The organism is Stenotrophomonas sp. JAG2, from assembly GCF_041080745.1.
GTDB classification, from domain to species: domain Bacteria; phylum Pseudomonadota; class Gammaproteobacteria; order Xanthomonadales; family Xanthomonadaceae; genus Stenotrophomonas; species Stenotrophomonas maltophilia_AA.
This window is the reverse complement of record NZ_JBEUMH010000005.1, coordinates 200652-223550: the sequence shown is the minus strand read 5'-3', so window position 1 is coordinate 223550 and position 22899 is coordinate 200652. Positions and strand designations below refer to the sequence as shown.

Below are 22899 nucleotides of genomic sequence, written 5' to 3'. Positions count from 1 at the left end.
ATCACCGTCCCGTGCGCGCCCGGGTTCCTATCGATTATCCTTCGCAAGGGCCGCTCCGCCCGTCAGACGAGATATGCATGCCGGTCGAGTCCACTCCCGTGCGCTTGCTTGCGCGCAGGTCCCTGTGGCTGCACAGCCTGCTCGTGGGCACCATCGCCGTGGCCACCATTCAGGCCGGTCTTCTTCTCTCCAGCTCGCTACAGCTGCTTCGAGAAGAGCAGCAGAAGGTGGATTTCCACTTCAAGCGGCTTTCTGGTGCGCTGCACGAACAAGAGCGCTTCATGGCGCGCTGGCAGGGCCATCAGCTGGATCCCGCGGATTCAAAGCGCGCCACGCCACGCTTTCTGGACGCCAGTCCTTACCCCGCAGCCTTCTCTCCATTTTCCGTCGTAAGCAGCACCGGATCCCCGCCTTCACCCGCAGCAACGGAGTTGGGCAGAGCTTTCTCAGGGTTCTATGGCAGCTTTTGGTCCGATTCGCGCTATCCATCGCCCCGTTGCCTCCTGCTCGATGGCACCGGCACGATGGCAGCGCTGGTGCCGCATGCACTCCCCATAAGCGGTTCGGATAACGCCGCGGATCCAACCCTGCGCCGGATGATGGGCATCATTCACGCGGAAGCCTTGATCACAAACCCGCAGAACGGCGGCATGGGGTGGCACCGACGTGATCTGGCCGACGGGAGCCGTTGGTTGCTGTCCGTCATGCGCTCCCCCCAGGATGCGGTCCTTTGGGCCGACGGCGGGACCCCGGCGATCTCCTGCATGCTGGATGTGTCCCGCATCGATGACCACCAGCAGGTGCTCGGAGAGCCTATTTACGACCGGCTTTCGATCCTGGCCCCCGACGGGCGGCTGCTCTACGGGCCGGAGGTCGATGGTGGCGGCGGGCAAAGCAGACACTACAGCGCCGGGAGCATTACCTATCGCATGCGTGACGCTGAAGGCTGGCAAGCGGTCTATCAGGTCGGCTGGGCGCGCGTGCTGCTTCACCAGCGTTGGCCCCTGATCGGCGGCGTGATTGCGGCCATCCTGCTTGCGCTCGGTGGCATCGTGGCGCTTCGCAGCTACCGCCGCTCCGTCCTGGTGCCGCTGCGCAGGAATCAGGAACGGCTGCAGGAGAGCGAGGCGTTCAGCCGCACCGTCCTGGAGGCCGCTCCGATCGGGCTGTGTCTTCTTCGCAGCAGTGATGGCAGCGTGGTTCTGGAGAATGCGCTGGCTCGCGAGTGGCTGGGTGCTCGACACGACGCTCCCGGCTGGGATGGCACGTGGCGTCAAGATGCACTGACGTTGGTGAAATCCGGGCAGAGCCGCACGATTCCCTACCGGACACCGGATGGACGCCACCTGCTGATCAATACCACCCAAGCCCGGTATCGCGGCGAGCCTGTCACCCTTTGCCTGTTCATCGATCTCACTGCACAGCATGAAGCCGAGCAGGTTCTACAACAGGCTCGGCAGGAGGCCGATCAGGCGAACCGCGCCAAGAGCCTGTTCCTGGCGACCATGAGCCATGAGATCCGCACCCCCCTGTACGGCGTTCTGGGCACGCTGGAGCTGCTTGGGCTCACCGCGTTGGACAGTCAGCAGAGAGACTACCTGAGCACCATCCAGCATTCGTCCTCCACGTTGATGCAGTTGATTGGCGACATCCTGGACGTGTCCAAGGCCGAAGCCGGACAGCTGGTCCTGGAGCCCGCGCTGTTCTCTCCGGCCGAACTCACCGAAGAGGTACTCCGCTCATATGCCGCGTCCGCGACGCGGAAGAACCTGCAGCTGTATGCCTGCATTGATGGCGACGTGCCTGAGCACGTCCACGGCGACGGCGCGAGGATACGTCAGGTCCTGAACAACCTGGTCAGCAACGCCATCAAGTTCACCGAGGCCGGCCGCGTGGTCATCCGGCTTCAGGCACGGGACGTGAGCGGGCGAAAGGCGACGCTCGCCTGGCAGGTGGCCGATACCGGGATCGGGATCGAGGAACACCATCAAGCGCATCTCTTCGAAGCGTTCTATCAGGCCAATCCGGGCGCCGATGCGCAGCGGGGCACCGGCCTTGGGTTGGCGATCAGCGCGCAACTGGTGGGCCTGATGGGCGGCCAACTGAGAGTGGTCAGTGACACGGGGCTTGGGAGCAGTTTCAGTTTCGAGCTCGAGCTGGACCGGCCAGAGGATTCCTCCCCGAGCGGACGTTCCGCCGACGCAGAGCAGCGCGTTTACGTGCGCTCGCCGGCCGGCGAGCTGGTTGACACCCTGTGCGCCCGTCTGCGCAAGCGCGGTTTCCTCGCGCAGGGGCTTCACCGGGACCCGGGCATGGATACGATCCCCGGCACGCCTCTTCTGGAGGTCCCCATGAATGGACCGATCGGCGCATGGGACGGCCCTCACGTGGTCGCCCGCACCGGCGGCGGCGATCATCCCCAACAGGTCAACGGCGTATGGCTGGTGTCCATGCACCGGCTCGATGCGATGGTCGATGCACTGCTCCTCGCGACCGGCCGCCCACTGCCACTGCAGGGGGAACCGTCGGCCAAGGCGTTCCAGCCGCTCCACCTGAGCGTTCTGGTCGCAGAGGACAACCCCATCAACCAGATGATCCTGCGTGAACAGCTGGAGCGTCTCGGGTGCCATGCCGTCGTCGCCAGCGATGGCGCCGAGGCATTTGATTATTGGACACGTCGTCATTTCGATGTGGTCATCACCGATCTGAACATGCCGCATGTCGATGGGTACGCACTGGCAGAGCGGCTGCACGGGCACGGCATAACGGCGCCGATATTCGGCGCCACCGCAAATGCCGACCCCACTGAGCGCGCGCGTTGCCGCAGCGTGGGCATGGCCGATTGTCTGGTGAAGCCCATCCGGCTGGACGATCTGTACCGGCATCTGAGCCCCTTGGCGGTTACCGGATCCAGCCCGGATGTCCTCTTGGTCGCTCCGCGGATGCGGACGCTCTTCCTGGAAACCATGCGTGATGATATGGCCGCGCTGGCAAGATCACAGGAGATCAGGGATCTGCAGGGCGTCAAGCACATGCTGCATCGCCTGCGTGGTGCGCTGGTCATAGTGTCGGCAGAGCCGTTGGCCGATGAGAGCAAGCATATCGAGGATAGAATCGATGACGGGACCAGTGCGGAGGACTGCGTGCCTGGCATCGATGCATTCATTGTCCGATTGGAATGCGCCCTGGCCCATCTCGAGTCGACATCCGTCGACCCGACCGATCCACCTTGACCTTTCCCCCGCGATCCGGAGACCCCGCCTTGAAGACCAAGATCGTCATTGCCGACGACCACCCGATTGTGCTGGCGGGCATCGCCGATCTTGTTGATCGCGACCCGCGCTTCCAGGTCGTCGGTCAGGCACAGGACCCGGCCGGGCTGGTGGACCTTGCACAGCAGCATGCGCCGGACATCATCATCACTGACTACAGCATGCCTGGTGACGAGCGGATGGGGGATGGGATCAAGCTCATTTCCTACCTGACCCGCAATTTCCCGGACACTCGCGTTCTGATACTCACGATGGTGTCCAACCCCTCCATCGTTGCCGAAATGTATCGCGCGGGTGCCAGCGGTGTGGTGCGCAAGAGCGGGAATCTCAATGAGCTCGACGGGGCCCTGACCAGCCTGCTGGCACAGCGGATATACCGTTCCCCCGAACTGCCTCGCGAAGAAATGGTGCCTGAGGCTGGCGAGCCCACCTCGGCCGCCACCTTGTCGCCCCGGGAGTTCGAAGTGATTCGGCTGTTCGCCAGCGGCCAGAGCGTTGGTGACATCGCGCGCGCGCTCAATCGCAGCAGCAAGACAGTCAGCACGCAGAAGATCAGCGCCATGCGCAAGCTGGGCACCCGGACGGATCAGGAACTGGTCGCGTTCTGTCTGGAATCAGGCCTTTTCGGCTGATCGAGTCGCGGTTGCTTCGCAGGAAGACGTAGAAAAGCCCGCGGTCTTTCGACCGCGGGCTTCTTTTTACACTACGACATCAAGCTCTCTGCGCTTACCAGCTGATGCCGGCACCTGCCGAGACGCTCTGGTCGCTGCCACTGAAAGCACCGCCCAGCGAGACCGACACGTTCTTCTTCTCGCCGAGGATGCGCTGGTAGCCGACGGCCAATGCACTGCGACCGTTCTGCGACCCGATACCGGCGCCCAGGCGGTTGTCGCCGCTCAGACCGGCCGTATTGATGGCCATACCGGCGTAGGCCGCACTGATGGCACCCATCCGGTCGATGCGCTTGTCCATCGACTGGAAGCGGCTGTTGGACCAGTCATGCTCGGCCTTGAAGCGGTCATCCATCTGCTGCAGATTGACTGCGTCAGTGCCCTGGATACCCGCGGCGACATTGCTGACAACCCGTTCCGAACCCGCCGAGCCCATCGAGACTTCATTGTCCCGGGTGGTGGTGGATCCGCTGCCGATGGCAACCGAGTTGTCGTTCGTCACCTTCGCACCTTCACCGATGGCAACCGAGCCGGTACCACTGGCCGCGCTGCCCTCGCCGACGCTGATCGCTCCAGTGCCACCGGCCGAGCTGCCACCACCGACGCTGATGGAGCCGGTGCCGGCCGAGCTGCCACCGCCAACGGCGATCGAGCTGTCGCCCTCCGCCTTGCTGCCGTCGCCGACGCTCACCGCACCTGAACCGCCGGCCGAACCGCCGCCGACAATCAGCGCACCTTCGCCAGCACCCGGGCCAACCAAACCGCCCTCGGCTGCACCGTCGCCGGCAGGATTGCCGTTGCCGTTGCCGTTGCCGTTGCCGTTGCCGGAACCATTGCCGCTGCCAATCGAACCCTCGGCAATACCCTTCTCAATGGTGCCTACACGGCCATCCAGCCCATCCATCCTGCCCTGGATAGCGGCATTCATGTCGAACAGCTGGCCACCGTTGATCGCTTCCATGCTGCCCGCGCCGATGAACCCGCTGGCGACGTTGGCCAGCACGGTTCCCTGGCTACCGCCCAGGGTGGCACGCGACAGATCGGCACCGTCGTAGGTCAGCACGCTCAACGTCTGGCCACTGACCGGATCGATCGCACCGGCTGCACGCAGCTGGGCAATCGTCACCACGTCGTCTTCCTCCGTGCCGTTGGCAACACCGCTGACGCGACGCTTGCCGTCGGTACCTTCCATGTCGACGAGGGTCCCGCCCTGCGCTGCAGCGACCTGCACATTGCCGGTGACCTGATCAACCGTGACCAGACCGGACGTACCGTTGGACAGTTCCTTGATGGTCGTGCCCAGCGTGGTGAGCTCGGTTGCGTTGGTGGTCGTGCGGTCATCGATGTTGGTGATGGCATCGCCGAAGTTGGTCACCGTGGTCCCACCAACCGTGTAGCTCGGCTGGGACACAGTGCCGTCCGCGTTGACGACCGAACCGCCACCGATGGCTGCGGCCACACTCTGTGCAGTGCCCTTCAGCTGGGCAACATTCACCGCATCACCTTCGGCGCTGCCTGCAGCAACGTTGGTCAGCGTGCGTGCTTCGTTATCACTGTTGGCAAAGTCGACCGTGGTGCCCGCCTGGGCCGAAGCCACCTTCACGGTGTTGGACGCCGCATCGAAGGTGACCATGCCACTGGTGCCTGCCGTCAGCGCCTCGAACTGCTTGCTCAGGTTGGTCACGCTGCTGCTATTGCCCGTGACACGCCCATCCAGGTCGGTCAGCGAGGTGTCCACTGCAGCAAAGGTCTCGCCGACATTGCTGTAGCGGCCGCCACCGATCGTGAAGCTCGGCGCGGTGACGGAACCGTCTGCCGCAATGGAGGCGCCTCCGCCGATCGCGGCGGCAACACCCTTCACCTGGCCGACGTTGGCCGCGTCGGTGTCTGCGCTACCCGCCTTGACGTTGGAGAGGATCGTACCCTCGGCGCCCGCCAGGCTGACCGTGCCCTTGTCGGCATCGGTGTAGGCCACAGCCAGCGGATTGGCTGCACCACCGCTGCCACCGTTCTCACCCACGTACTTCTTCAGCTGGCTGAAGTTGACAGCATCGGTCTCGGCCGTGCCAGCCGCCACGTTGGTGATCTGCCGCTCATTGTTCAAGCTGCCGACCGACACCGTGTTGGCGCGGAGGTTCGTGCTGCCGCTGCCCAGCGACATCGCATTGGTCGCGCCAGAACCCACGCTGGCGTTGCGGCCAAAGGCCATGGAGTTGGTGGCCGTGGCATCGACATTGGCAAGATTGCCGATGACCGCTGAGTTGTCAGCGTTTGCCCGGGTGTTGTTACCCAGTGCAATGCCACTCATGCCCGACGAGCGCGCGTTGGCGCCGACCGCCAGCGTGTAGGCACCCGTGGCACGCGCACCGTTGCCCAGCGCCGTGGCGTTGTTGGCCTCGGCCCGAGCCGAGCCCATCGCCAGGGCACCCGGACCTTCAGCGTAGGCGCCACCGCCAATCGCTGCCGCCTGCGAACCCTTCGCGTAGGAGGCGCCACCAATCGCCGTGGCAACACTGCCGATGGCGCTGCTCGATGCACCAATGGCCACAGCGGAGTTGTTCAGATCGACAACCGCCGCTTCGGAGCCTTCCGGAGCGTCGATCTTGATGAACGAATCGTCCACGATGCCGCGTGCATCCAGCGCGGCGAAGCGGCTGTCAACAGCCTTGAGTGCGTTCTGGGTCCGCGTGTTCTGGCCGGACGCCATCGACACCAGCTGGCCGTAGTTGACTGCGTCGTTGTTGCTCTCACCGTCAGCCACATTGGTGATGCGACGTTGCAGGTCACTGCTGCCAACGGACACCGTGTTGTTCTGGTCGGCGACCGAGTTGATGCCGATGGCAACCGAACCGAACGCACTTGCCTTGGCCGCCGTGCCGCCGCCCTTGCCACTGAACCACGGATTTGCGGTTGCAGCGGTCAGCTGGCTGACATTGACCGCGTCGCTGCTGTCCACGCCAGCGGCGAGGTTCTTCAGGCGGACCGGTTCACTGCCAGCGATCTTGCCCAGCGTCACCGAACCATAGTTGGTCGAACCGTCCTTGTTCTGGCCGTAGACAACAGCGGCCAACGCATTGCCCTTGTCGTCCACCAGGCCCGTGCCGGACAACTTTTCGTCCAGCTGCTTGGCCCGGCCATCCAGGTCAGACAGCGAGGTGTTGACGGCGCCGAAGGCACTGCCCACATCGCCGTGCTTGGTGGTACCCACGGTGTAGCTCGGAGCCGCAATGCTGCCGTCGGCCTTCACGGTGGAACCACCGCCCAGTGCTGCTGCCACCGAAGCGGCGGTGCCCTGCAGCTGCGCACCATTGATGGCCTCGCTGCTGCTGGCATTCACTGCACCTGCAGCGACGTTCTTCAGCTTCACTGCCGTGCCCGCGTCACCCAGGGTGACCGACGTGCGGTCGACCGTGCCGTCCTTGTTCTGGTCATAAGTGACGGCAGCCAGCGCATTGCCGTCCTCACCGACCAGGCCTGCATCTTCGAACTTGAAGGACAGGTCATTGGTGACTTTCTTCAGATCGGTCAGCGATGTATCGACCGCGCCGAGGGCGCCGCCCACGCTGCCATGCTTGTCGCCACCGATGGTGTAGCTCGGAGCCGAGAGGGTGCCGTCCGGCTTGACCTGGCTGCCACCACCCAGCGATGCGGCAACAGACGCCGCATTGGCCTGCAGCTGAGCGCCGTTGATGGCCTCGGTGCTACCGGCGGCTACCGAACCAGCGGCCACGTTCGACAGCTTCACCGCAGCATCCTTCGAGCCCAGGGTCACGGATGCATAGTCAGCCGAACCGTCCTTCTTCTGGTCATAGGTTACGGCAGCCAGGCTCTTGCCATCTTCGCCCACCACGCCCATACCTGCGAGCTGCTCGGCCATGGACTTGGCACGGCCATCCAGATCGGTCAGCGAGCTGTTCACCGCACCGAAAGCGCCGCCGACGTCGCCGTACTTGCCGCTTCCCACGGTATAGCTCGGCGCAGTCAGCGTACCGTCAGCCTTCATCACCGCGCCGCCGCCCAGAGCCGCCGCCACGGAAGTGGCCGTCCCCTGCAGCTGTGCACCGTTAATGGCGTCCGTGCTCGCGGCGGTCACCTTGCCGGCGGCCACGTTCGAGAGCTTCACAGCAGTGTCCGCATTGCCCAGCGTCACCGACGCGTAGTCCGCCGAGCCGTCCTTCTTCTGGTCATAGGTCACTGCCGCGATGGCGTTGCCCTTGTCATCCACCAAGCCACTGTCTGCAAGCTGCTCGGCGAGATCATTGGTCCGGCCATCCAGCGCCGTGACCGACGTGTCCAGAGCGCCCAACGCGCCGCCGATGGAGGCATGCGGCTTACCACCCACGCTGTAGCTCGGCGCCGAAAGGGTGCCGTCGGCCTTGACCGTCGAGCCGCCGCCAAGTGCGGCCGCAACCGACGCGGCCGTGCCCTGCAGCTGCGCACCATTGATGGCGTCGGTGCTGGCCGCGGTTACCTTGCCGGCGGCCACGTTCGACAGCTTCACCGCCGTGCCGGGCGTGCCAAGCGTCACCGAAGCACGGTCGACCGAGCCGTCCGCCTTCTGGTCATAAGTGACCGCAGCCAGGGCGTTGCCCTTGTCGTCCACCAGCCCGGTGTCCTTGATCTGGCTGGCCAGTTCATTGGTGCGGCCATCCAGGTCCGTCAGCGACGTATCCACGGCACCCAGAGCGCTGCCGACGGAACCGTGCGTGTTGCCACCCACGGTGTAGCTCGGCACGGCAATGGTGCCGTCGGCCTTGACCGTGGAGCCGCCACCCAGGGCCGCTGCCACGGAAGCAGCCGTGCCCTGCAGCTGGGCGCCGTTGATGGCGTCGGTGCTGGCTGCGGTCACCTTGCCGGCGGCCACGTTCGAGAGCTTGACGGCAGTGCCCGGCGTGCCCAGCGTCACCGAAGCCCGGTCAGCCGAACCATCCGCCTTCTTGTCGTAGGTCACGGCGGCCAAGGCGTTGCCCTTGTCGTCCACCAGGCCGCTGCCCTTGATCTGGCTGGCCAAGTCATTGGTACGGCCGTCCAGATCGGTCAGGGAGGTATCCACAGCACCCAGCGCGCTGCCGACGGAGCCATGCTTGTTGCCACCCACGGTGTAGCTCGGCGCCACGAGGGTGCCGTCGGCCTTCACCGTCGAACCGCCGCCCAGCGCGGAGGCAACCGAAGAGGCCGTACCCTGCAGCTGCGCGCCGTTGATCGCTTCGGTGCTGGTGGCCGAGACGGCGCCAGCCTTCACGTTGCTGATCGTCGTGCCGTTTTCGCCGGCCAGGGCGAGCGAGGCTTTCGTTTCATCGGCGTACGACACCGTCAGCGGACCACCACCATTGGAACCGACGAAGCTCTTCAGCTGGCTGAAATTGACGGCGTCGGTGTCAGCGGTACCGGCCGCCACATTCGTGATCTGCCGTTCGTTCTTCAGGCTGCCGACCGACACCGTGTTGGCACGGGTATTGGTCGTGTTGCTGCCCAGCGACATCGCATTGGTCGCGCCAGCGCCCACGCTGGCGTTACGGCCAAAGGCCATGGAGTTGGTGGCCGTGGCGTCGATGTTGGCCAAGGTGCCGATGGCCACTGCATTATCAGCGTTCGCGCGGGTGCTGTTACCCAGGGCAACGCCATTCATGCCCGCCGAGCGCGCGTTGGCGCCGATGGCCAGCGTGTAGGCACCGGTGGCACGCGCACCGTTACCCAGCGCCGTGGAATTGTCGGCTTCGGCCCGTGCGGAGCCCATCGCCAGAGCGCCCTGACCTTCGGCGTAGGCGCCACCGCCAATCGCCGCAGCCTGCGAACCCTTCGCGTAGGAGGCGCCACCAATCGCCGTGGCAATACTGCCGATGGCGCTGGTCGATGCACCAATGGCCACAGCGGAGTTGTTCAGATCGACGACAGCCGCTTCGGAGCCTTCCGGGGCATCGATCTTCAGGAACGGGCTATCCAAACCGACACGGCCCGTCTGCTCGCTCAGTGCCGACAGGCGCGTGTTGACGTCCTTCAGTGCACGCTGGGCGCTCGAACTGGCGTTACCCACCAGGGCGGTAACCTGGCCATAGGTTGCGGCATCGCTTTCTTCCTGGGCCGACGCCAGGTTCGTGATGCGACGCTTCCCCGACGCCGAGCCCACCGACACGGTGTTGGCCTGGTCGGCCACCGAGTTGATGCCCAGGGCCACCGAGTTGAAGCCGGTCGCCTTGGCTGCCGTGCCACCGCCCTTACCGGCCAGGAAGGTGCTTTCGGCCGGCGTTGCATTCGCCATGGCGTTCTTGAGCTGGGTCATGTTGACGGCATCGGTATCATCCGTGCCCGCCGCCACGTTCTTGAGCGAAACGGCACCCTTGCCGTTGCCCAGCGTCACCGAGCCATAGTTGGTCACACCCTTGATATCGCGATCGTAGCTGACAGCGGCCAGTGCCTTGCCGTCGGCTGCCACCAGCCCACTGCTTGCAAGCGTTTCCTTCAGTGCGCTCGTACCTGCGTCGAGGCTGGTCAGCGCATCGCCCAGATTCTTCTGTTCCTTGCCGTCAACCTTGTAGGTCGGCCCGGTGACCGCGCCCGTGGTGGGATCAATGGCTGCGCCACCGCCCAAGCCGGCCACCAGCGGCGACAGCTGGCTGACATTGACCGCATCGGTTGCAGCCTTGCCGGCCGCCACGTTGATGATGGTGCGCTTCAAGGTATCGTTGCCGATCGAGAAGGAGTTGGCCGACCCCGCCACCGACTCCGAGCCGAGCGCGACAGCGTCCTTGGCGGTCGCCTTGCTACGGACGCCGATGGCGACAGAGTTCTCACCCGACGACAATGCGCCAGTTGCAGTGACCACGCCCTCCGGGGTTTCGCTGATGCCACCGCCCAGCGCGACGCTGGCGGCACCTTCTGCTGTCGCGCCAAAGCCGACGGCTGTGGCGCGTTCGCCAGCAGCGTTTGCCTTCCAGCCAAGTGCAGAGGCCTTGGCGCCTACGGCAGAGGCTTCAATGCCAATGGCTGTGGAAGAGTCGCCGGTTGCTTTCGTGTTGCCACCGACCGCAACGCTGTACTTGGCTGCGTTCGCGCCCCGGCCAACTGCTACCGCCCCGGCGCCGCCTGCGACTGCGTTTCCGCTGGAACTGGCACCGGTCGCGCCGAACTGCAAGAACGTATGAACATCATCCTGAGCAGCTTTCGTAAGGGCCGTGTTGAGCTGGCCGACGTTGACCGCGTCCGTGTTGGCGGTGCCAACGGCGACGTTCTTCAGCTTGACCGGACCAGTACCGTTGCCCATGGTGACCGAACCAAAGTTGGTTTCACCTTTGATATCCCGGTCATACGTCACTGCTGCGATGGCTTTGCCGTCCTCGGCCACAAGCCCGCTGCTGGTCAGCTTGTCCTTCAGGGCTTGGGTGTTATCACCCAGCCCTGCGATGGCTTCGCCAAGGTTCTGATCCTTGCCATCGATCTTATAGGTGGGGCCGGTAACGGCACCTGTCTCCGCGTCGATCGCAGCGCCGCCACCGAGGCCGGCGATCAAGGGGGTCAACTGACCAACGGTGGCCGCGTCACTGTCGCCCCTACCGGCTGCGACATGGACGATCCGTCGCCTTTGTTCTGTATTATCATTGCCAACTGACACGGTCCAGCTGGAATCCGCAACGGCCCCGGAACCCAACGCCACCGAATTCTCAGCCTTTGCGCGCGCGATATACCCAATTGCGGTTCCAAATTTTCCGTCGGCTTCAACAGCTGCACCGTTACCGATGGCGATTGAGCCGTCTGCAACGGCGTTGGTAAATGCCCCGTAAGAAGTCGTCCACTTGCCCGTTGCCACCGCGTTTATCCCCATCGCGGTTGCTCTCACACCGGTCGCCTGCGACCCTGAGCCGACGGCAGTGCTGCCATTACCGGTAGCACTGCCACCGTCCGTGGCGCCGCGCGTAGCCATACTGGTTGCGCGAGTTTCCAGCATTTTGACCGTTTCGCAGAGCATCCCGTCGTGGGACTTCACTTCATTTGCGGAACACTCCAGCGGCGCCGGAGAGTCAGCCGCCATCGCCGCACCCGCCGGCAACGCCAACGCAACGGCCATGGCCTTCGCCAACCGGGTGCGGCTCTTCTTGCCGCGCGAAACAGCGAGTTCATGGGCGACTGCCCATGTGCCCGTCGAAATGTTGAAGATCAACTTGTATACAAAGTTCATGGAGAATCCCAGGAGCTGCGCGGCAAACTGCGCGTGAGAGTGGAGGGGCCTTGGTTCCGGTCTGACCGGATGGCTCCATCCTCCTCAGCTGTCTCTCTGGGATATATCAGCGGTTTCTTAAAGTTGCGTCTTAGGCTGGCCAGGAAGCAGACGTTACGTCGCCGTTAAGGCGCGGCTTTGTCTTGGAGCGGAGGAAAAGTGTGCGCCCATAGTTCGTGCAGGCTGCTGCGCCCATAGTTCGTGCAATCGACACCAACTACGGGGACATGGCTACAGATACCGCCGACAAAGTTCCTTCTAATACCCTTGTATTTATGTACTGCTCAGTTTGATATTCAGGGCTAATTGGGGTGACTAACGGATAATTCACACCTGTCGCCAGCAGCGATTTCCCCTCCCCTCTGCTGGCGGACAAAACCAAAAAATAAAAAGGTGTCCCCGATGATGAAGACTTCCCTGCTTGCCCTGGGTCTGCTCGCTGCACTGCCGTTCGCTGCTTCGGCAACCGACGGCCTGTCGTACAACTATGTTGAAGGCGGCTACGTGAACACCGATGCCAAGGGCGGCGACGCTGACGGTTGGGCGGTGAAGGGCTCGGTCGCCGTGGCGCCGAACTTCCACGTCTTCGGTGATTACAACGCGCAGGAAACCAAGCGCGGCAGCAATGATGTGGACCAGTGGAAGGTCGGTGTCGGCTACAACTACGGCATCGCCCCGACCACCGATCTGGTCGCCCGCGTTGCTTACCAGAAGTTCGATCCGAAGCACGGCCTGGACTTCAACGGCTACTCGACCGAAGTCGGCGTGCGCAGCGCGTTCACCCCGAACTTCGAAGGCTACGTGATGGCCGGTTACGAGGATTACAGCAAGAAGCACGGCATCAACCCGGACGGCGAGTTCTACGGCCGCGTCGGCGCCCAGGCCAAGCTCAACCAGAACTGGGGCCTGGCTGGCGAAGTGAAGCTGGCCAAGGGCGGCGACAAGGAATGGTTCGTCGGTCCGCGCTTCACCTGGTAATACGCGATACGCAACACCGCGGTACGTTGTTGGATGGCGCGGTCTCTCTCCCCTGCGCCATGAAGCCCGGCTCACGCCGGGCTTCTTTTATGCAGCACCTGGCGACACCCTCGTCGGTACGCCACGAAAAAACCCGGCCACGTGCCGGGTTTTTTCGTTCTGGCGCTGAAAAAAAAACCCCGGCGCTTGCCGGGGTTTTCCATGCGTCACTTGAACAGCGTGTCCGGATACTCCGGCTTCTGTTCGCGTGCCAACAGCGCACGCAATCCTTCTTCCGGGGTCTGCTCACCGTGCAGCACGGCGCGCACCCGGTCGGAGATAGGCAGATCGATGCCGTGACGCCGCGCCTGGCGCATCACTTCATCGGCGGTCTGCACCGATTCCACCACCTGGCCGATCTCGCGCACGGCATCGTTCAACGATTGCCCGCGGCCCAGGGCCAGGCCCAGCCGACGGTTGCGCGAGAGATCGCCGGTGCAGGTCAGCACCAGATCGCCCAGGCCGGCCAACCCCATCAGGGTTTCCGGCTTGGCACCGATCGCGGCGGCCAGCCGCAGCATTTCATTGAGGCCACGGGTGATCAGGCCGGCACGGGCGTTGAGGCCCAGCTGCATGCCATCGGCGACGCCGGTGGCCACCGCCAGTACGTTCTTCATCGCACCGCCGAGCTCGGCACCGACCATGTCATCGCCGGTATAGGCGCGGAACGCCGGGCCGTGCATCGCATCGGCCACCTGCTGGGCGAAGTCCGGCGCGTCACCGTGCACGGTGATCGCGGTCGGCAGGCCCTGGGTGACTTCCTTGGCGAACGACGGGCCGGTCACCACCGCCAGCGGCACGTCCGGCCCGAGGACCTCACGTGCTACTTCGTGCAGGAACCGACCGGAGCCGGGTTCGAAGCCCTTGGTCGCCCACGCCACGCCGGCATCGGCCGGCCGCAGCGGTGCCAGCGCACGCACGGTTTCACCGAAAGCATGCGACGGCACCACCACCAGGACCCAGGCCGCGTCCTTGACGGCAGCGGCGAGGTCGGTGGTCGCGCGCAGCGACTCGGGCAACGGAATGCCCGGCAGATAACGGGTGTTCTCGTGGCGCTGGTCGATGGCCTCGACCATCGCCGCATCGCGCCCCCACAGCACGGTCGGATGACCGTGCCGCGCGAGCAGGCTCGCCAGGGCGGTACCCCAGGAGCCGGCGCCGAGAACCGCGATTTTGTCTGCGTGGTTGCTCATCCGTACGACTGCAGCGCCGATCAGGCGTTGCCGGCCGGCTCGGAATCGGCGAGCGAGGTCTCGCCCTGTTCCTGGCGCTGGCGCAGGGTTTCGGCGTACAGGCCTTCGAAGTTGATCGGCTGCAGGAAGAACGGCGGGAAGCCGCCGGCCTGGATCAGCTCGCTCACCAGCGAACGCACGTACGGGAACAGGATGTTCGGGCACTGGGTGCCGAGCAGCACGTCGATCGACTGCGGGTCCAGGCCGACCAGGCCGAACACGCCGGCCTGCTGCACTTCGGCCACATAGGCGGTCTTTTCGCCGGCCTTGCAGGTCAGGGTCACGGCCAGCACGACTTCGAAGGCGCTCTCGCCCAAGCGCTGCACGCGCTGGTTCAGGTTGAGCTGCAGTTCCGGCTGCACGGCGTCATTGAAGACGGCCGGAGCGTTCGGCGATTCGAACGAAACGTCCTTGACGTAGATCTTCTCGACGGTGAACGAGGGACCGGTAGCGGCGTCGACCGGCGCGACGGCGCCGTTGGTGTTCTCTTCGGACATTTCCTGTTGCTCCAAAAATGAATGCTGTAAAAACGGATTGTTACATGCCCTGCGATGGGGGCGCTGTGCGCCGCGCACAAGGCGTGCGCTGGAATCCGAGGGGAATCAGTTGCGGCCCTTGACCAGCGGCAGCTCGGCCTGCTGCCAGGCGGGGATGCCACCGTCGAGCACGCTGACCTGGGTGAAACCGGCCTTCTTGAGTGCCTTGGCCGCGGTCTCGGAGGCATTGCCGCTGCGGCAGACCAGCACCACCGGGCTCTGCTGCGCCTTGGCCACCAGCTTGTGCTCCGGGCCGAACTGGGCCGGCTGCACGTTGCGGCTGCCGGCGATGTGGCCCTTCTCGAAATCGCTGCTCGAGGACAGGTCGACCACGATGGCGCCACCGGCATTCATCAGCTGGGTCAGTTCAGCCGGCTTGAGCGACTTGAAGCCACGGAACAGGCGGCGGACTTCGGTCACGATGATGGCCACGGTCAGGCCGACCAGGGCCATCGACAACATCGGGTTTCGGCCGGCAAAGGCCAGCAACTCTTCGTAATTCACTAAGATCACGGGTCGATAAGCGGGCGCCGATTGTCGCACATGCGGGCGAATCGGCGTCCAGCCCCGTGCGGGCGGGCCTCAGCGGTCCTGCCAGAGGTCCGGCAGGCCGTTGGCCTGGAGCCAGCGCTTGTCCACGGCGTCCCAGCGCCAGATCTCCCGCACCCGCACCGTCCGCTCGGACTGGGTGTTGTTGTTGATCACCCGCACCTCGGCCGTGCGCCCCACCCGGCCGTCGGGCATGGGCACGTTGTCGCTGGCGCGATAGCTGGAGATTTTGACCTGCTCGAAGCGGCGCAGCTCCAGATCGGTCATCGGGTGGTCCTTGGCATATTCCGGATCCAGGTACGGCAAGGCATCCTCGACGGTGCCCCAGCGCATCGTGGCGTCGTACTTGACCTGGGTTTCCTCCAGCGCCTTGCGCTGTTTCCTGGTGGTCTTCTGCTCGGCGGCCAGCGCGGTCACGCTGGTCAGCGCGAACAAGGCGATCAGCAGGATCTGAAGCGTACGGCGCATGCGAATTCCCCAATAGGCAAGGCGCCCATCCTACCGCCTGGCGAAGGCCACGAAACGGCCGCTCAGTTCAGCGGCCGCCTTGTCGCCGTCGCCCGGCTGGCGGGCGGTGAGGCTGATGCGCGCCTTGCCGCGCTGGGCGAAGGTGGCCAGGAAGCTGTCCCAGTCGGTTTCCGCATCGGCCTGGGCCTGCGCGTGCAGATCGCCGTACACCGGCGCGAGGTAGCGGATGTGGCTGTCGGCCACGTAGACATCCGCATCGAACCCGGCCAGGCGCAGCCGCAGCGTCACCAGGGCCCAGCCGGACAGGGTCAGGGCCGAGGCCAGGCTGCCGCCGAAGGCGTTGCCCTTGTCGTTGACGTTGGCGGCCAGCGGGGCATGGATGTGCAGGACGCCGTCGCGATAATCGTGGACACGGATCTGCATGGCCGCCACCGGCGGCATGGCATCCAGGACATGCTGCAGCGCGGACAGCTGCGCCGGCAGGGAATCGGTTGCGGACATCTGGCTGGTCACGTCACATCGAAGGGCTCGCATAATGCCCGCAATGAACACCGAAACGAAAGTCGCGCCCTGGACCCTGATCTCGCTGCGCCCGCGTGGCCAGCATGCGCCGCTGCGGCGCGCGGCCAAGGGCACCGGCGCAACCGTCATCGCGCTGTCGCCGTGGGCGCTGCAGGCACGCAGGGATGCGGCCACCTGCGTCGACCTCGCCGCTGCGCTGGCGGCCGAGCGGGTCGTCTTCAGCAGTCCGGCCGCCGTCCATGCCGCCGCGCGACTGGTGGACCTCGCCGCGCCCCACCCGGGGCAGTGGCTTGCGGTCGGCGCCGGCACTGCGGCGGCACTGCACCGGCAGGGGGCACTGGACATCGCCGCGCCGGCACGGATGGACAGCGAAGGCCTGTTGGCGCTGCCCGCCCTGGCGGACCTGCGCGGCCTGCGTGCCGGGCTGGTGACCGCACCTGGCGGGCGCGGTGTCATCGCCGACACCCTGCAGCAGCGCGGCGCGCAGCTGCTGCGCGCCAACGTGTATGCGCGCCGGCCGTTGCCCTTCGCGCCGCGCACGCTGCAGCGGCTGCGGCACGCGGTTGCTCCCTGGGCATTGGCGGTTAGCAGCGGGGAGGCGCTGGCGCTGCTGCTGGCGCAGCTGCCCGACGATCTGCAGGCGCCCCTGCGCGCCGCCACCGTGGTGGCCGCCAGCGAGCGGCTGGCGGTACAGGCACGGGCCGCCGGCTTCGGACAGGTCCATGTCGCGGCCGGGCCGTTGCCGGCGCAGCTGGTCGCCGCTGCACACGCCGCGCTCATCCCGCCCGCATCTTCCTGAACAGGGAGGCGGGGCGGTCTTGCAGGGGGCTCGGGCGACGGGCGATGCTGTGCGCCACGTCGCTCGCCAGCCAGCGGACTGCCCGGCGCGCGCGACAAGGATGCCCGTATGAACGACCCGGTTTCGCCCCCCTCTTCGAGCCGCCCCCTGCGCTGGATCGTACCGATCGCGGCGCTGGCCGTATTGGCCGGGGCTGGTGCATGGGGCTGGACGCAATGGCAGGCGCGGCAAGCGCAGGAGCAGTTGCGGCTGGAGAACGCCCAGCTGCAGGTGCAGGGCCTGCTGGACAGCGTCGAGGCACTGCGCCGTGACCAGCGTTCGACGTCCCAGCGCGTGCAGGATGCCGCTGCGACCAACCGCGTGCTGCGCGATGAAATGCTGGGCCTGAGCCAACGCAACGCCCTGCTCGAAGAGAACCTGGCCAAGCTCGCCGACAGCACCCGCCACGGCGCCCAGGCGCTGCAGCTGGAAGAGGCCGAGCTGCTGCTGAGCCAGGCCGGGCAACGGCTGGCCTATGCCGATGACGTCGAGGGGGCCAAGCGCTTGTACGCGTTGGCGGCCACCTCGCTGGACGATGTACAGGGCAATGAATATCTGAACCTGCGGCAGGCGCTGATGCAGGAGCGCAACGCGGTGGATGCCCTCGGCCCCGGTGCGCGTGCCCAGGCGCAGGCCGCGCTGTCGCAGTTTGCCGCTGCGCTGACCGGGCTGCCCGAGCAGATCGACGCAGCGGTCGACGCCACCGCGGTGACGCCGTGGTGGCACCAGGTGCTCGCCCCGTTCGTGACCATCACCCCCACCCGCCTGCAGGGCCCGTTGACCGAGGCCGAGCGTGTGGCCGCCTGGGATTCGCTGCAGCTGGAGCTGACCCTGGCGCGCGCCGCCGTGGAGCGCGGCGACCAGGCCGGCTACGTCCAGGCGCTGGACCGGGTGGCGCTGTGGCTGCCGCGGCTGTGGCCGGATTCACCTGCTCTGCGCGAGCGTCGTGCTGAACTGCACCAACTACGCGCCCGTGAGCTGCGTCCATCGTTGCCCGAACTGGGCAGCACCCTGCAGCAACTGCGCACGATGCGTACTGGGAGTTAATCGATGAAGCCGTTTCAATCTCTAGTGGTCCTGCTGCTGGCCGTGGCCTTGGGCGTGATCGCCTCGCAGTGGCTCGGCACCGAGCAGCTGCGCCAGTTCGGTGAAGTGATCTACCGCTACGGCGGTACCGACTACCGCTCCACCGTGCCGCAGGTCGCCCTGATGGTGCTGGTCGGGCTGCTGGTGCTGTGGCTGCTGTGGAGCCTGCTGGCCTCGCCGTTCCGCGCCTGGGGCCGCTACCGCCGCAAGCAGGGCCGCGCCCGCCTGACCGAAGGCCTGCAGGCGCACGAATACGGCCACTGGCAGCGTGCGGAAAAGCTGCTGACCAGTGCTGCTGAAGACAAGGAAGTGAGCGCTGTCGCCATGGTGACCGCGGTGCGCAGTGCACAGGCGCGCGATGACGATGCTGCGGTCAATCAGTACCTGCAGCGCCTGGCCACCGAAGATGCCACCAGCCATGCCCTGCTGCTGGCCGAACGCCTGCTGGCCCAGGAACGGCCGGTCGATTCGATCAACGTGCTCGACGTGGCCGCGATCCAGCCGCTGCCGCCGCGCGGCCTGTGGCTGCGGACCGAAGCACTGGCCCGTGCCGATCGCGCGCACGAGGCGTATGGCCAGCTGGGCGCGCTGCGCAAGCAGAAAGTGCTGCCCGATGCCGCCGTGGCCGAACTGGAAATCCGCCTGGCCGCGCAGTCGCTGCTCGAAGCCGGTGACGTGAACGCGCTGGCCGCCCAGTGGGAAGCCACGCCGAAGGCATTGCGCAGTGATCCCGATGTCGTCTCCGCCTATGCGCTGCGCGCAGTGGCCCTGGACTGGGACGAACCGGCCCTGCTCAACCTCGAACAGGCACTGGACACGCGCTGGGACGAATCGGTGGTGACCCTCTACGGCCAGATGCCGGTAGAGAAACTGGCCACCCGCCAGGCCAACCTGCAGCGCTGGTTGACCACGCAGCCTTCCAGCCCGGCATTGCTGCTGGCGCTGGGTCGCATCGCCGCCCGTCAGCGTCAGCACACGCTGGCCGAGGATTACCTGCATCGCGCGATCGCCGCCGGTGCCGGCCCGGCCGCATGGGAAGCGTTGGGCGAAGTGTTCCTCGACCGTGGCGAGACCGCGCTGGCCTCGCAGTGCTTCGCCAATGCCCTGCGCCAGCAGCGCGGCGATGACAGCGTGGCGCTGGCCCGTGCCTCGACCGCGACCCCACTGGACCCGATCGTGCCCGAGCGCGCGACCATCGAAGAGCAGTCGCTGATGGGCGAACCGGCGCCGCTGCAGGATCGCCTGCACGGGGAGCCGGGCCGCGTGCACGTCGAAGAAGATCGCCTGCACGTGGAACGCGACGAGTTCGGCAATCCGCGCCTGCCGTAACAGGCGGCGCGGGATTTGGGACATCCACGCATGGCGTGGATATACCCGGAAACGAAGAAGGCCGCCCTTGGGCGGCCTTCTTCATTTCCTGCGTCGGCGATCAGCGCTCGACGATCGCCACCACGCCCATGCCGCCGGCGGTGCAGATCGAGACCAGCGCGCGGCCACCGCCGCGCTCGGCCAGCTGCTTGGCCGCCGTCGCGATCACGCGGGCACCGGTGGCGGCGAACGGGTGGCCGGTGGCCAGCGACGAACCCAGCGGGTTGATCTTGGCCGGGTCGATCCTGCCCAGCGGCGCATCCAGGCCGAGGCGGTTGCGGCAGTAGTCTTCGCTTTCCCACGCGCGCAGCGTGCACAGCACCTGGGCGGCGAACGCTTCGTGGATTTCGTAGATGTCGAAATCCTGCAGGGTCAGGCCGTTGCGCTTGAGCATCTCCGGCACGGCGATCGTCGGCGCCATCAGCAGGCCTTCGCCGTGCACGAAATCAACCGCGGCCACCTGCGAATCACGCAGATACGCCAGTGGTTCGTGGCCGTGCGCGCGTGCCCAGTCTTCGCTGGCCAGCAGCACCGCCGAGGCACCATCGGTGAGCGGGGTCGAGTTGGCGGCGGTCAGCGTGCCGCGGCCGGAAACCTTGTCGAACGCCGGCTTCAGCGTGGCCAGCTTTTCCAGCGAGGTATCGGCACGCAGGATGTTGTCGCGCTCCACGCCGCGGAACGGGGCGATCAGGTCGTTGAAGAACCCGCGCTCGTAAGCAGCGGCGAGCTTCTTGTGCGAGGACACCGCCCACTCGTCCTGCGAATCGCGGGAGATGTTCCACTCCTTGGCCATGTCCTCGCAGTGATCACCCATGCTCTTGCCGGTGCGCGGCTCGGCCACGCCCGGGAATTCCGGCTTGAGTTCGCTCAGCTTGAACCCCCGGGTCAACGCCTTGAGCTTGTCGCCGGTGCTCTTGGCGCGGTTGGCGGCCAGCAGGCGTGCGCGCAGCTTCTTCCCGTAGACGATCGGCACGTCGGACGTGGTATCCGAGCCGCCGCCGATGCCCGAGTCGATCTGGCCCAGCGCGATCTTGTTGGCCACCGCGATGATGGTGTCCAGCGAGGTGCCGCAGGCACGCTGCATGGTGATGCCCGGGGTCAGCGGGGACAGGCCCGAGGACAGCGTCGCTTCGCGGCCGAGGTTCCAGTCGCTGGAGTGCTTGATCACCGCGCCCATCGCCACTTCGCCCAACTGCTGGCCGTGCAGGCCGAAGCGCTCCACCAGCGCCCCGAGCGTGCGTACCGACATACCGAGGTTGCCGACGTCCGAATAAGCCGTGTTCTGGCGACAGAACGGGATGCGGACGCCGCCGAGGATGGCGACGGGACGGGCGTTGGGCATGGAGATACCTGGCATGGGAGGGGTGTCTGCAACATGGCCTGCACGAAGGAGCAGGCATAATGGGGCCAAGTGTAGCTGCCGCCCTGTGATGGGCCAACCGTGAAACCATGAGCAAACCCGACCACGGCATGAATGCCATTGGCGTACTGGCATTGGAACTGGCCGGCGGCGACGCCCCGCGCCATGCCGCGCTGTCCTCTGAACAGGCTGGTGAACTGGCCGAACGTGTCGGCCGCGATCTGGCCAAGCTGGTGCCCGGCGTCAGCGGGCTGGACTTCGTGTTCGCCGGCGCCCATTTCGATCCGGCCGAAGTGCTGCGTCCGGGCTGGCCGGTACACCGGCGCCTGGAAGAGCTGCAGATGCGTGCCCCGGGCCGCAGCCAGGGTCCGCGCGTGCTGGCCTTCGGTGCCGGCGCCGACGGCGATGTGCCGCTGCCGTTCCAGGCCGATGCCACCCTCACCGGTGGCGGGCTGCGGGTGGTGCCGTTCCTGCTGACCGGCACCGAAGTCGCCCAGACCCAGGCCGTGGCCGAAGCACTGGAAGAAGTGCTGCTGGCCCAGGGCATGGCGCAGCCCGATACCGCCCTGCAGGCGCAGAATGCGTTCGGCGCACAGATCGAGCATGCGCGCTATTTCACGGTGAACGATCTCGCCGCGATGATGTCGATGCAGTACGACAACCAGGGCCTGGCGATCCTGTGGCCGCTGATCGAAACCGCGCTGATGGCACCGCACGTGGAAGAGTGGCTGGATGCCGCACCGGAGCCGCTGCTTCGATACGCTGACGGCGAAGTGCGTATGGCGCTGTTCGACCCTGCCGGCTGGTGTGCGTACTACAACCACGGCACCGGTGACTGCGATCGCCTGCAGGCCATCTACGACCAGTACCTGATCCGCCAGCGGCAGATGGCCGCCGTGCTGGAAGCCCACGGACTGCCGGTGCTGTTCGTGCATTGCGAAGCCGGGCAGGACGCGCGCGCGCTGCTGGCGCGTTAATAGGGACGGAGGTAGTTAAGCCGGCGGCTTAACTACCTCCGTCCCCGTTATTTAAAAAAAAACGCCGGCGAATGCCGGCGTTTTTTCGTCAACCACGGCCCGGATTACGGGGCCGCTTTGATCACCGCGCAGGCCAGGCGCGCGCCGGCGTTGCCGGTCGGCTGGGTCTTGTAGTCGTCCGCGTCGGCGTGGACGATCAGCCCGCGGCCGATGATGTCGAAGTCATCGCCCTTGCCGATGTTGACGTTGGTCGAGACCGGAGCGTCGACCACGGCATTGCCCTGGGCGTCGGCCTTGATGTTGGGCATGTCACCGCCGTGGTGCGGTGCGGTGGCAACGCTGCCGTGGTCTTCCTTGCCCGGGTTGAAGTGGCCCCCGGCGCTGGCGCCGTCCGACGCGCTGCAGTCGCCCTTCTCATGGATGTGGAAGCCATGCTCGCTGTTGGGCTTCAGGCCGCTGACCTGGCCCTTCACGTGGACCTTGCCGTCGACGATGCTGAAAGTCACGTTGCCCTTGACGTCGTTGCCCTGGGTGGCGGCGAGATCGGCACTGGCGGTGTGGTTGGCATGGGCTTCGCTGGTCATTGCCGGCGGGGCTTCCGGGGTCGCTTCGGCCGTCGGCTGGGCCGCGGTGGCTTCAGCGGCCGGGGTGGCTTCCGGGGTCGTGTCGGCCGGCTTGTTGCAGGCGGTCAGGCCGAGCGCGGCGATGGCAGCGAACAACGAGGTATGGATCAGGCGCATGTGGATCTCCTTGCGGGTAGCGTTGGAAGAAGCGACGTCGGGGGACTGCGC

The 22899-nt window shown here is 65.9% G+C and carries 15 protein-coding genes; 7 read left to right on the top strand and 8 right to left on the bottom strand.

Features of this window, described 5'->3' with window-relative positions; translation table 11 throughout:
- Positions 1–77 precede the first annotated feature (77 nt).
- Complete coding sequence (locus AB9O74_RS08420; RefSeq protein ID WP_369349013.1) at positions 78–3233, top strand: ATP-binding protein; 3156 nt, start codon at positions 78–80, stop codon at positions 3231–3233.
- 29 nt (positions 3234–3262) lie between these two features.
- On the top strand, positions 3263–3904 hold the full coding sequence (locus AB9O74_RS08415; protein ID WP_346478507.1) for a response regulator transcription factor: 642 nt from the start codon (positions 3263–3265) through the stop codon (positions 3902–3904).
- A gap of 94 nt (positions 3905–3998) precedes the next feature.
- On the opposite strand, the gene AB9O74_RS08410 is transcribed toward AB9O74_RS08415, so the two are convergent.
- Positions 3999–12116, bottom strand: a complete 8118-nt coding sequence (locus tag AB9O74_RS08410; protein WP_369349012.1) for an ESPR-type extended signal peptide-containing protein — start codon at positions 12114–12116, stop codon at positions 3999–4001.
- A gap of 444 nt (positions 12117–12560) precedes the next feature.
- On the opposite strand from AB9O74_RS08410, the gene AB9O74_RS08405 reads away from it, so the two are divergent.
- Entirely contained in the window at positions 12561–13133 is a 573-nt protein-coding gene (locus AB9O74_RS08405; RefSeq protein WP_172407593.1) for an Ax21 family protein, read from the top strand.
- Between the two features lie 206 nt (positions 13134–13339).
- Here the strand turns inward: AB9O74_RS08405 and AB9O74_RS08400 are convergent, their stop codons facing one another.
- The 5 genes from AB9O74_RS08400 to AB9O74_RS08380 all read right to left on the bottom strand — a co-directional run bounded on the left by AB9O74_RS08400 (position 13340) and on the right by AB9O74_RS08380 (position 16458).
- Positions 13340–14365, bottom strand: coding sequence for an NAD(P)H-dependent glycerol-3-phosphate dehydrogenase (locus AB9O74_RS08400; protein WP_088434819.1), 1026 nt, complete (start codon positions 14363–14365; stop codon positions 13340–13342).
- Positions 14366–14385: 20 nt separating this feature from the next.
- The gene (secB, locus tag AB9O74_RS08395; RefSeq protein WP_019184891.1) at positions 14386–14901 is read right to left on the bottom strand and encodes a protein-export chaperone SecB; all 516 of its coding nucleotides are present in this window, start codon (positions 14899–14901) and stop codon (positions 14386–14388) included.
- Between the two features lie 105 nt (positions 14902–15006).
- Positions 15007–15444: a rhodanese-like domain-containing protein gene (locus AB9O74_RS08390; RefSeq protein ID WP_176990234.1), complete on the bottom strand. Its 438-nt coding sequence runs from the start codon at positions 15442–15444 to the stop codon at positions 15007–15009.
- Between the two features lie 78 nt (positions 15445–15522).
- The gene (locus AB9O74_RS08385; protein ID WP_369349011.1) at positions 15523–15957 is read right to left on the bottom strand and encodes a hypothetical protein; all 435 of its coding nucleotides are present in this window, start codon (positions 15955–15957) and stop codon (positions 15523–15525) included.
- Between the two features lie 30 nt (positions 15958–15987).
- Positions 15988–16458 carry a YiiD C-terminal domain-containing protein gene (locus AB9O74_RS08380; RefSeq protein ID WP_179460545.1) on the bottom strand — a complete coding sequence of 157 codons (471 nt, stop codon included), beginning with the start codon at positions 16456–16458 and terminating at the stop codon, positions 15988–15990.
- A 43-nt stretch (positions 16459–16501) separates the two neighbouring features.
- On the opposite strand from AB9O74_RS08380, the gene AB9O74_RS08375 reads away from it, so the two are divergent.
- The 3 genes from AB9O74_RS08375 to AB9O74_RS08365 all read left to right on the top strand — a co-directional run bounded on the left by AB9O74_RS08375 (position 16502) and on the right by AB9O74_RS08365 (position 19732).
- Positions 16502–17278 (top strand): uroporphyrinogen-III synthase, encoded by a 777-nt coding sequence (locus AB9O74_RS08375; protein WP_369349010.1) that lies wholly within the window; start codon positions 16502–16504, stop codon positions 17276–17278.
- A 108-nt stretch (positions 17279–17386) separates the two neighbouring features.
- Positions 17387–18364 (top strand): uroporphyrinogen-III C-methyltransferase, encoded by a 978-nt coding sequence (locus AB9O74_RS08370; protein ID WP_369349009.1) that lies wholly within the window; start codon positions 17387–17389, stop codon positions 18362–18364.
- A gap of 3 nt (positions 18365–18367) precedes the next feature.
- Positions 18368–19732: a heme biosynthesis protein HemY gene (locus tag AB9O74_RS08365; protein WP_369349008.1), complete on the top strand. Its 1365-nt coding sequence runs from the start codon at positions 18368–18370 to the stop codon at positions 19730–19732.
- A 100-nt stretch (positions 19733–19832) separates the two neighbouring features.
- On the opposite strand, the gene AB9O74_RS08360 is transcribed toward AB9O74_RS08365, so the two are convergent.
- Positions 19833–21128 carry an acetyl-CoA C-acetyltransferase gene (locus tag AB9O74_RS08360; RefSeq protein WP_346479625.1) on the bottom strand — a complete coding sequence of 432 codons (1296 nt, stop codon included), beginning with the start codon at positions 21126–21128 and terminating at the stop codon, positions 19833–19835.
- Between the two features lie 92 nt (positions 21129–21220).
- Here AB9O74_RS08360 and AB9O74_RS08355 point away from each other — a divergent pair, with 92 nt between their 5' ends.
- Positions 21221–22108: a hypothetical protein gene (locus AB9O74_RS08355; protein ID WP_176990241.1), complete on the top strand. Its 888-nt coding sequence runs from the start codon at positions 21221–21223 to the stop codon at positions 22106–22108.
- Positions 22109–22212: 104 nt separating this feature from the next.
- On the opposite strand, the gene AB9O74_RS08350 is transcribed toward AB9O74_RS08355, so the two are convergent.
- Positions 22213–22848, bottom strand: a complete 636-nt coding sequence (locus AB9O74_RS08350; RefSeq protein ID WP_369349007.1) for a superoxide dismutase family protein — start codon at positions 22846–22848, stop codon at positions 22213–22215.
- Positions 22849–22899: the final 51 nt, after the last annotated feature.

Coding starts and splice junctions, on each gene's coding strand:
- AB9O74_RS08420 (WP_369349013.1), top strand. CDS start 78: ATGCCGGTCGAGTCCACTCCCGTGCGCTTGCTTGCGCGCAGGTCCCTG.
- AB9O74_RS08410 (WP_369349012.1), bottom strand. CDS start 12,116: ATGAACTTTGTATACAAGTTGATCTTCAACATTTCGACGGGCACATGG.
- AB9O74_RS08405 (WP_172407593.1), top strand. CDS start 12,561: ATGAAGACTTCCCTGCTTGCCCTGGGTCTGCTCGCTGCACTGCCGTTC.
- AB9O74_RS08400 (WP_088434819.1), bottom strand. CDS start 14,365: ATGAGCAACCACGCAGACAAAATCGCGGTTCTCGGCGCCGGCTCCTGG.
- secB (WP_019184891.1), bottom strand. CDS start 14,901: ATGTCCGAAGAGAACACCAACGGCGCCGTCGCGCCGGTCGACGCCGCT.
- AB9O74_RS08385 (WP_369349011.1), bottom strand. CDS start 15,957: ATGCGCCGTACGCTTCAGATCCTGCTGATCGCCTTGTTCGCGCTGACC.
- AB9O74_RS08380 (WP_179460545.1), bottom strand. CDS start 16,458: ATGTCCGCAACCGATTCCCTGCCGGCGCAGCTGTCCGCGCTGCAGCAT.
- AB9O74_RS08375 (WP_369349010.1), top strand. CDS start 16,502: ATGAACACCGAAACGAAAGTCGCGCCCTGGACCCTGATCTCGCTGCGC.
- AB9O74_RS08370 (WP_369349009.1), top strand. CDS start 17,387: ATGAACGACCCGGTTTCGCCCCCCTCTTCGAGCCGCCCCCTGCGCTGG.
- AB9O74_RS08365 (WP_369349008.1), top strand. CDS start 18,368: ATGAAGCCGTTTCAATCTCTAGTGGTCCTGCTGCTGGCCGTGGCCTTG.
- AB9O74_RS08360 (WP_346479625.1), bottom strand. CDS start 21,128: ATGCCAGGTATCTCCATGCCCAACGCCCGTCCCGTCGCCATCCTCGGC.
- AB9O74_RS08355 (WP_176990241.1), top strand. CDS start 21,221: ATGAGCAAACCCGACCACGGCATGAATGCCATTGGCGTACTGGCATTG.
- AB9O74_RS08350 (WP_369349007.1), bottom strand. CDS start 22,848: ATGCGCCTGATCCATACCTCGTTGTTCGCTGCCATCGCCGCGCTCGGC.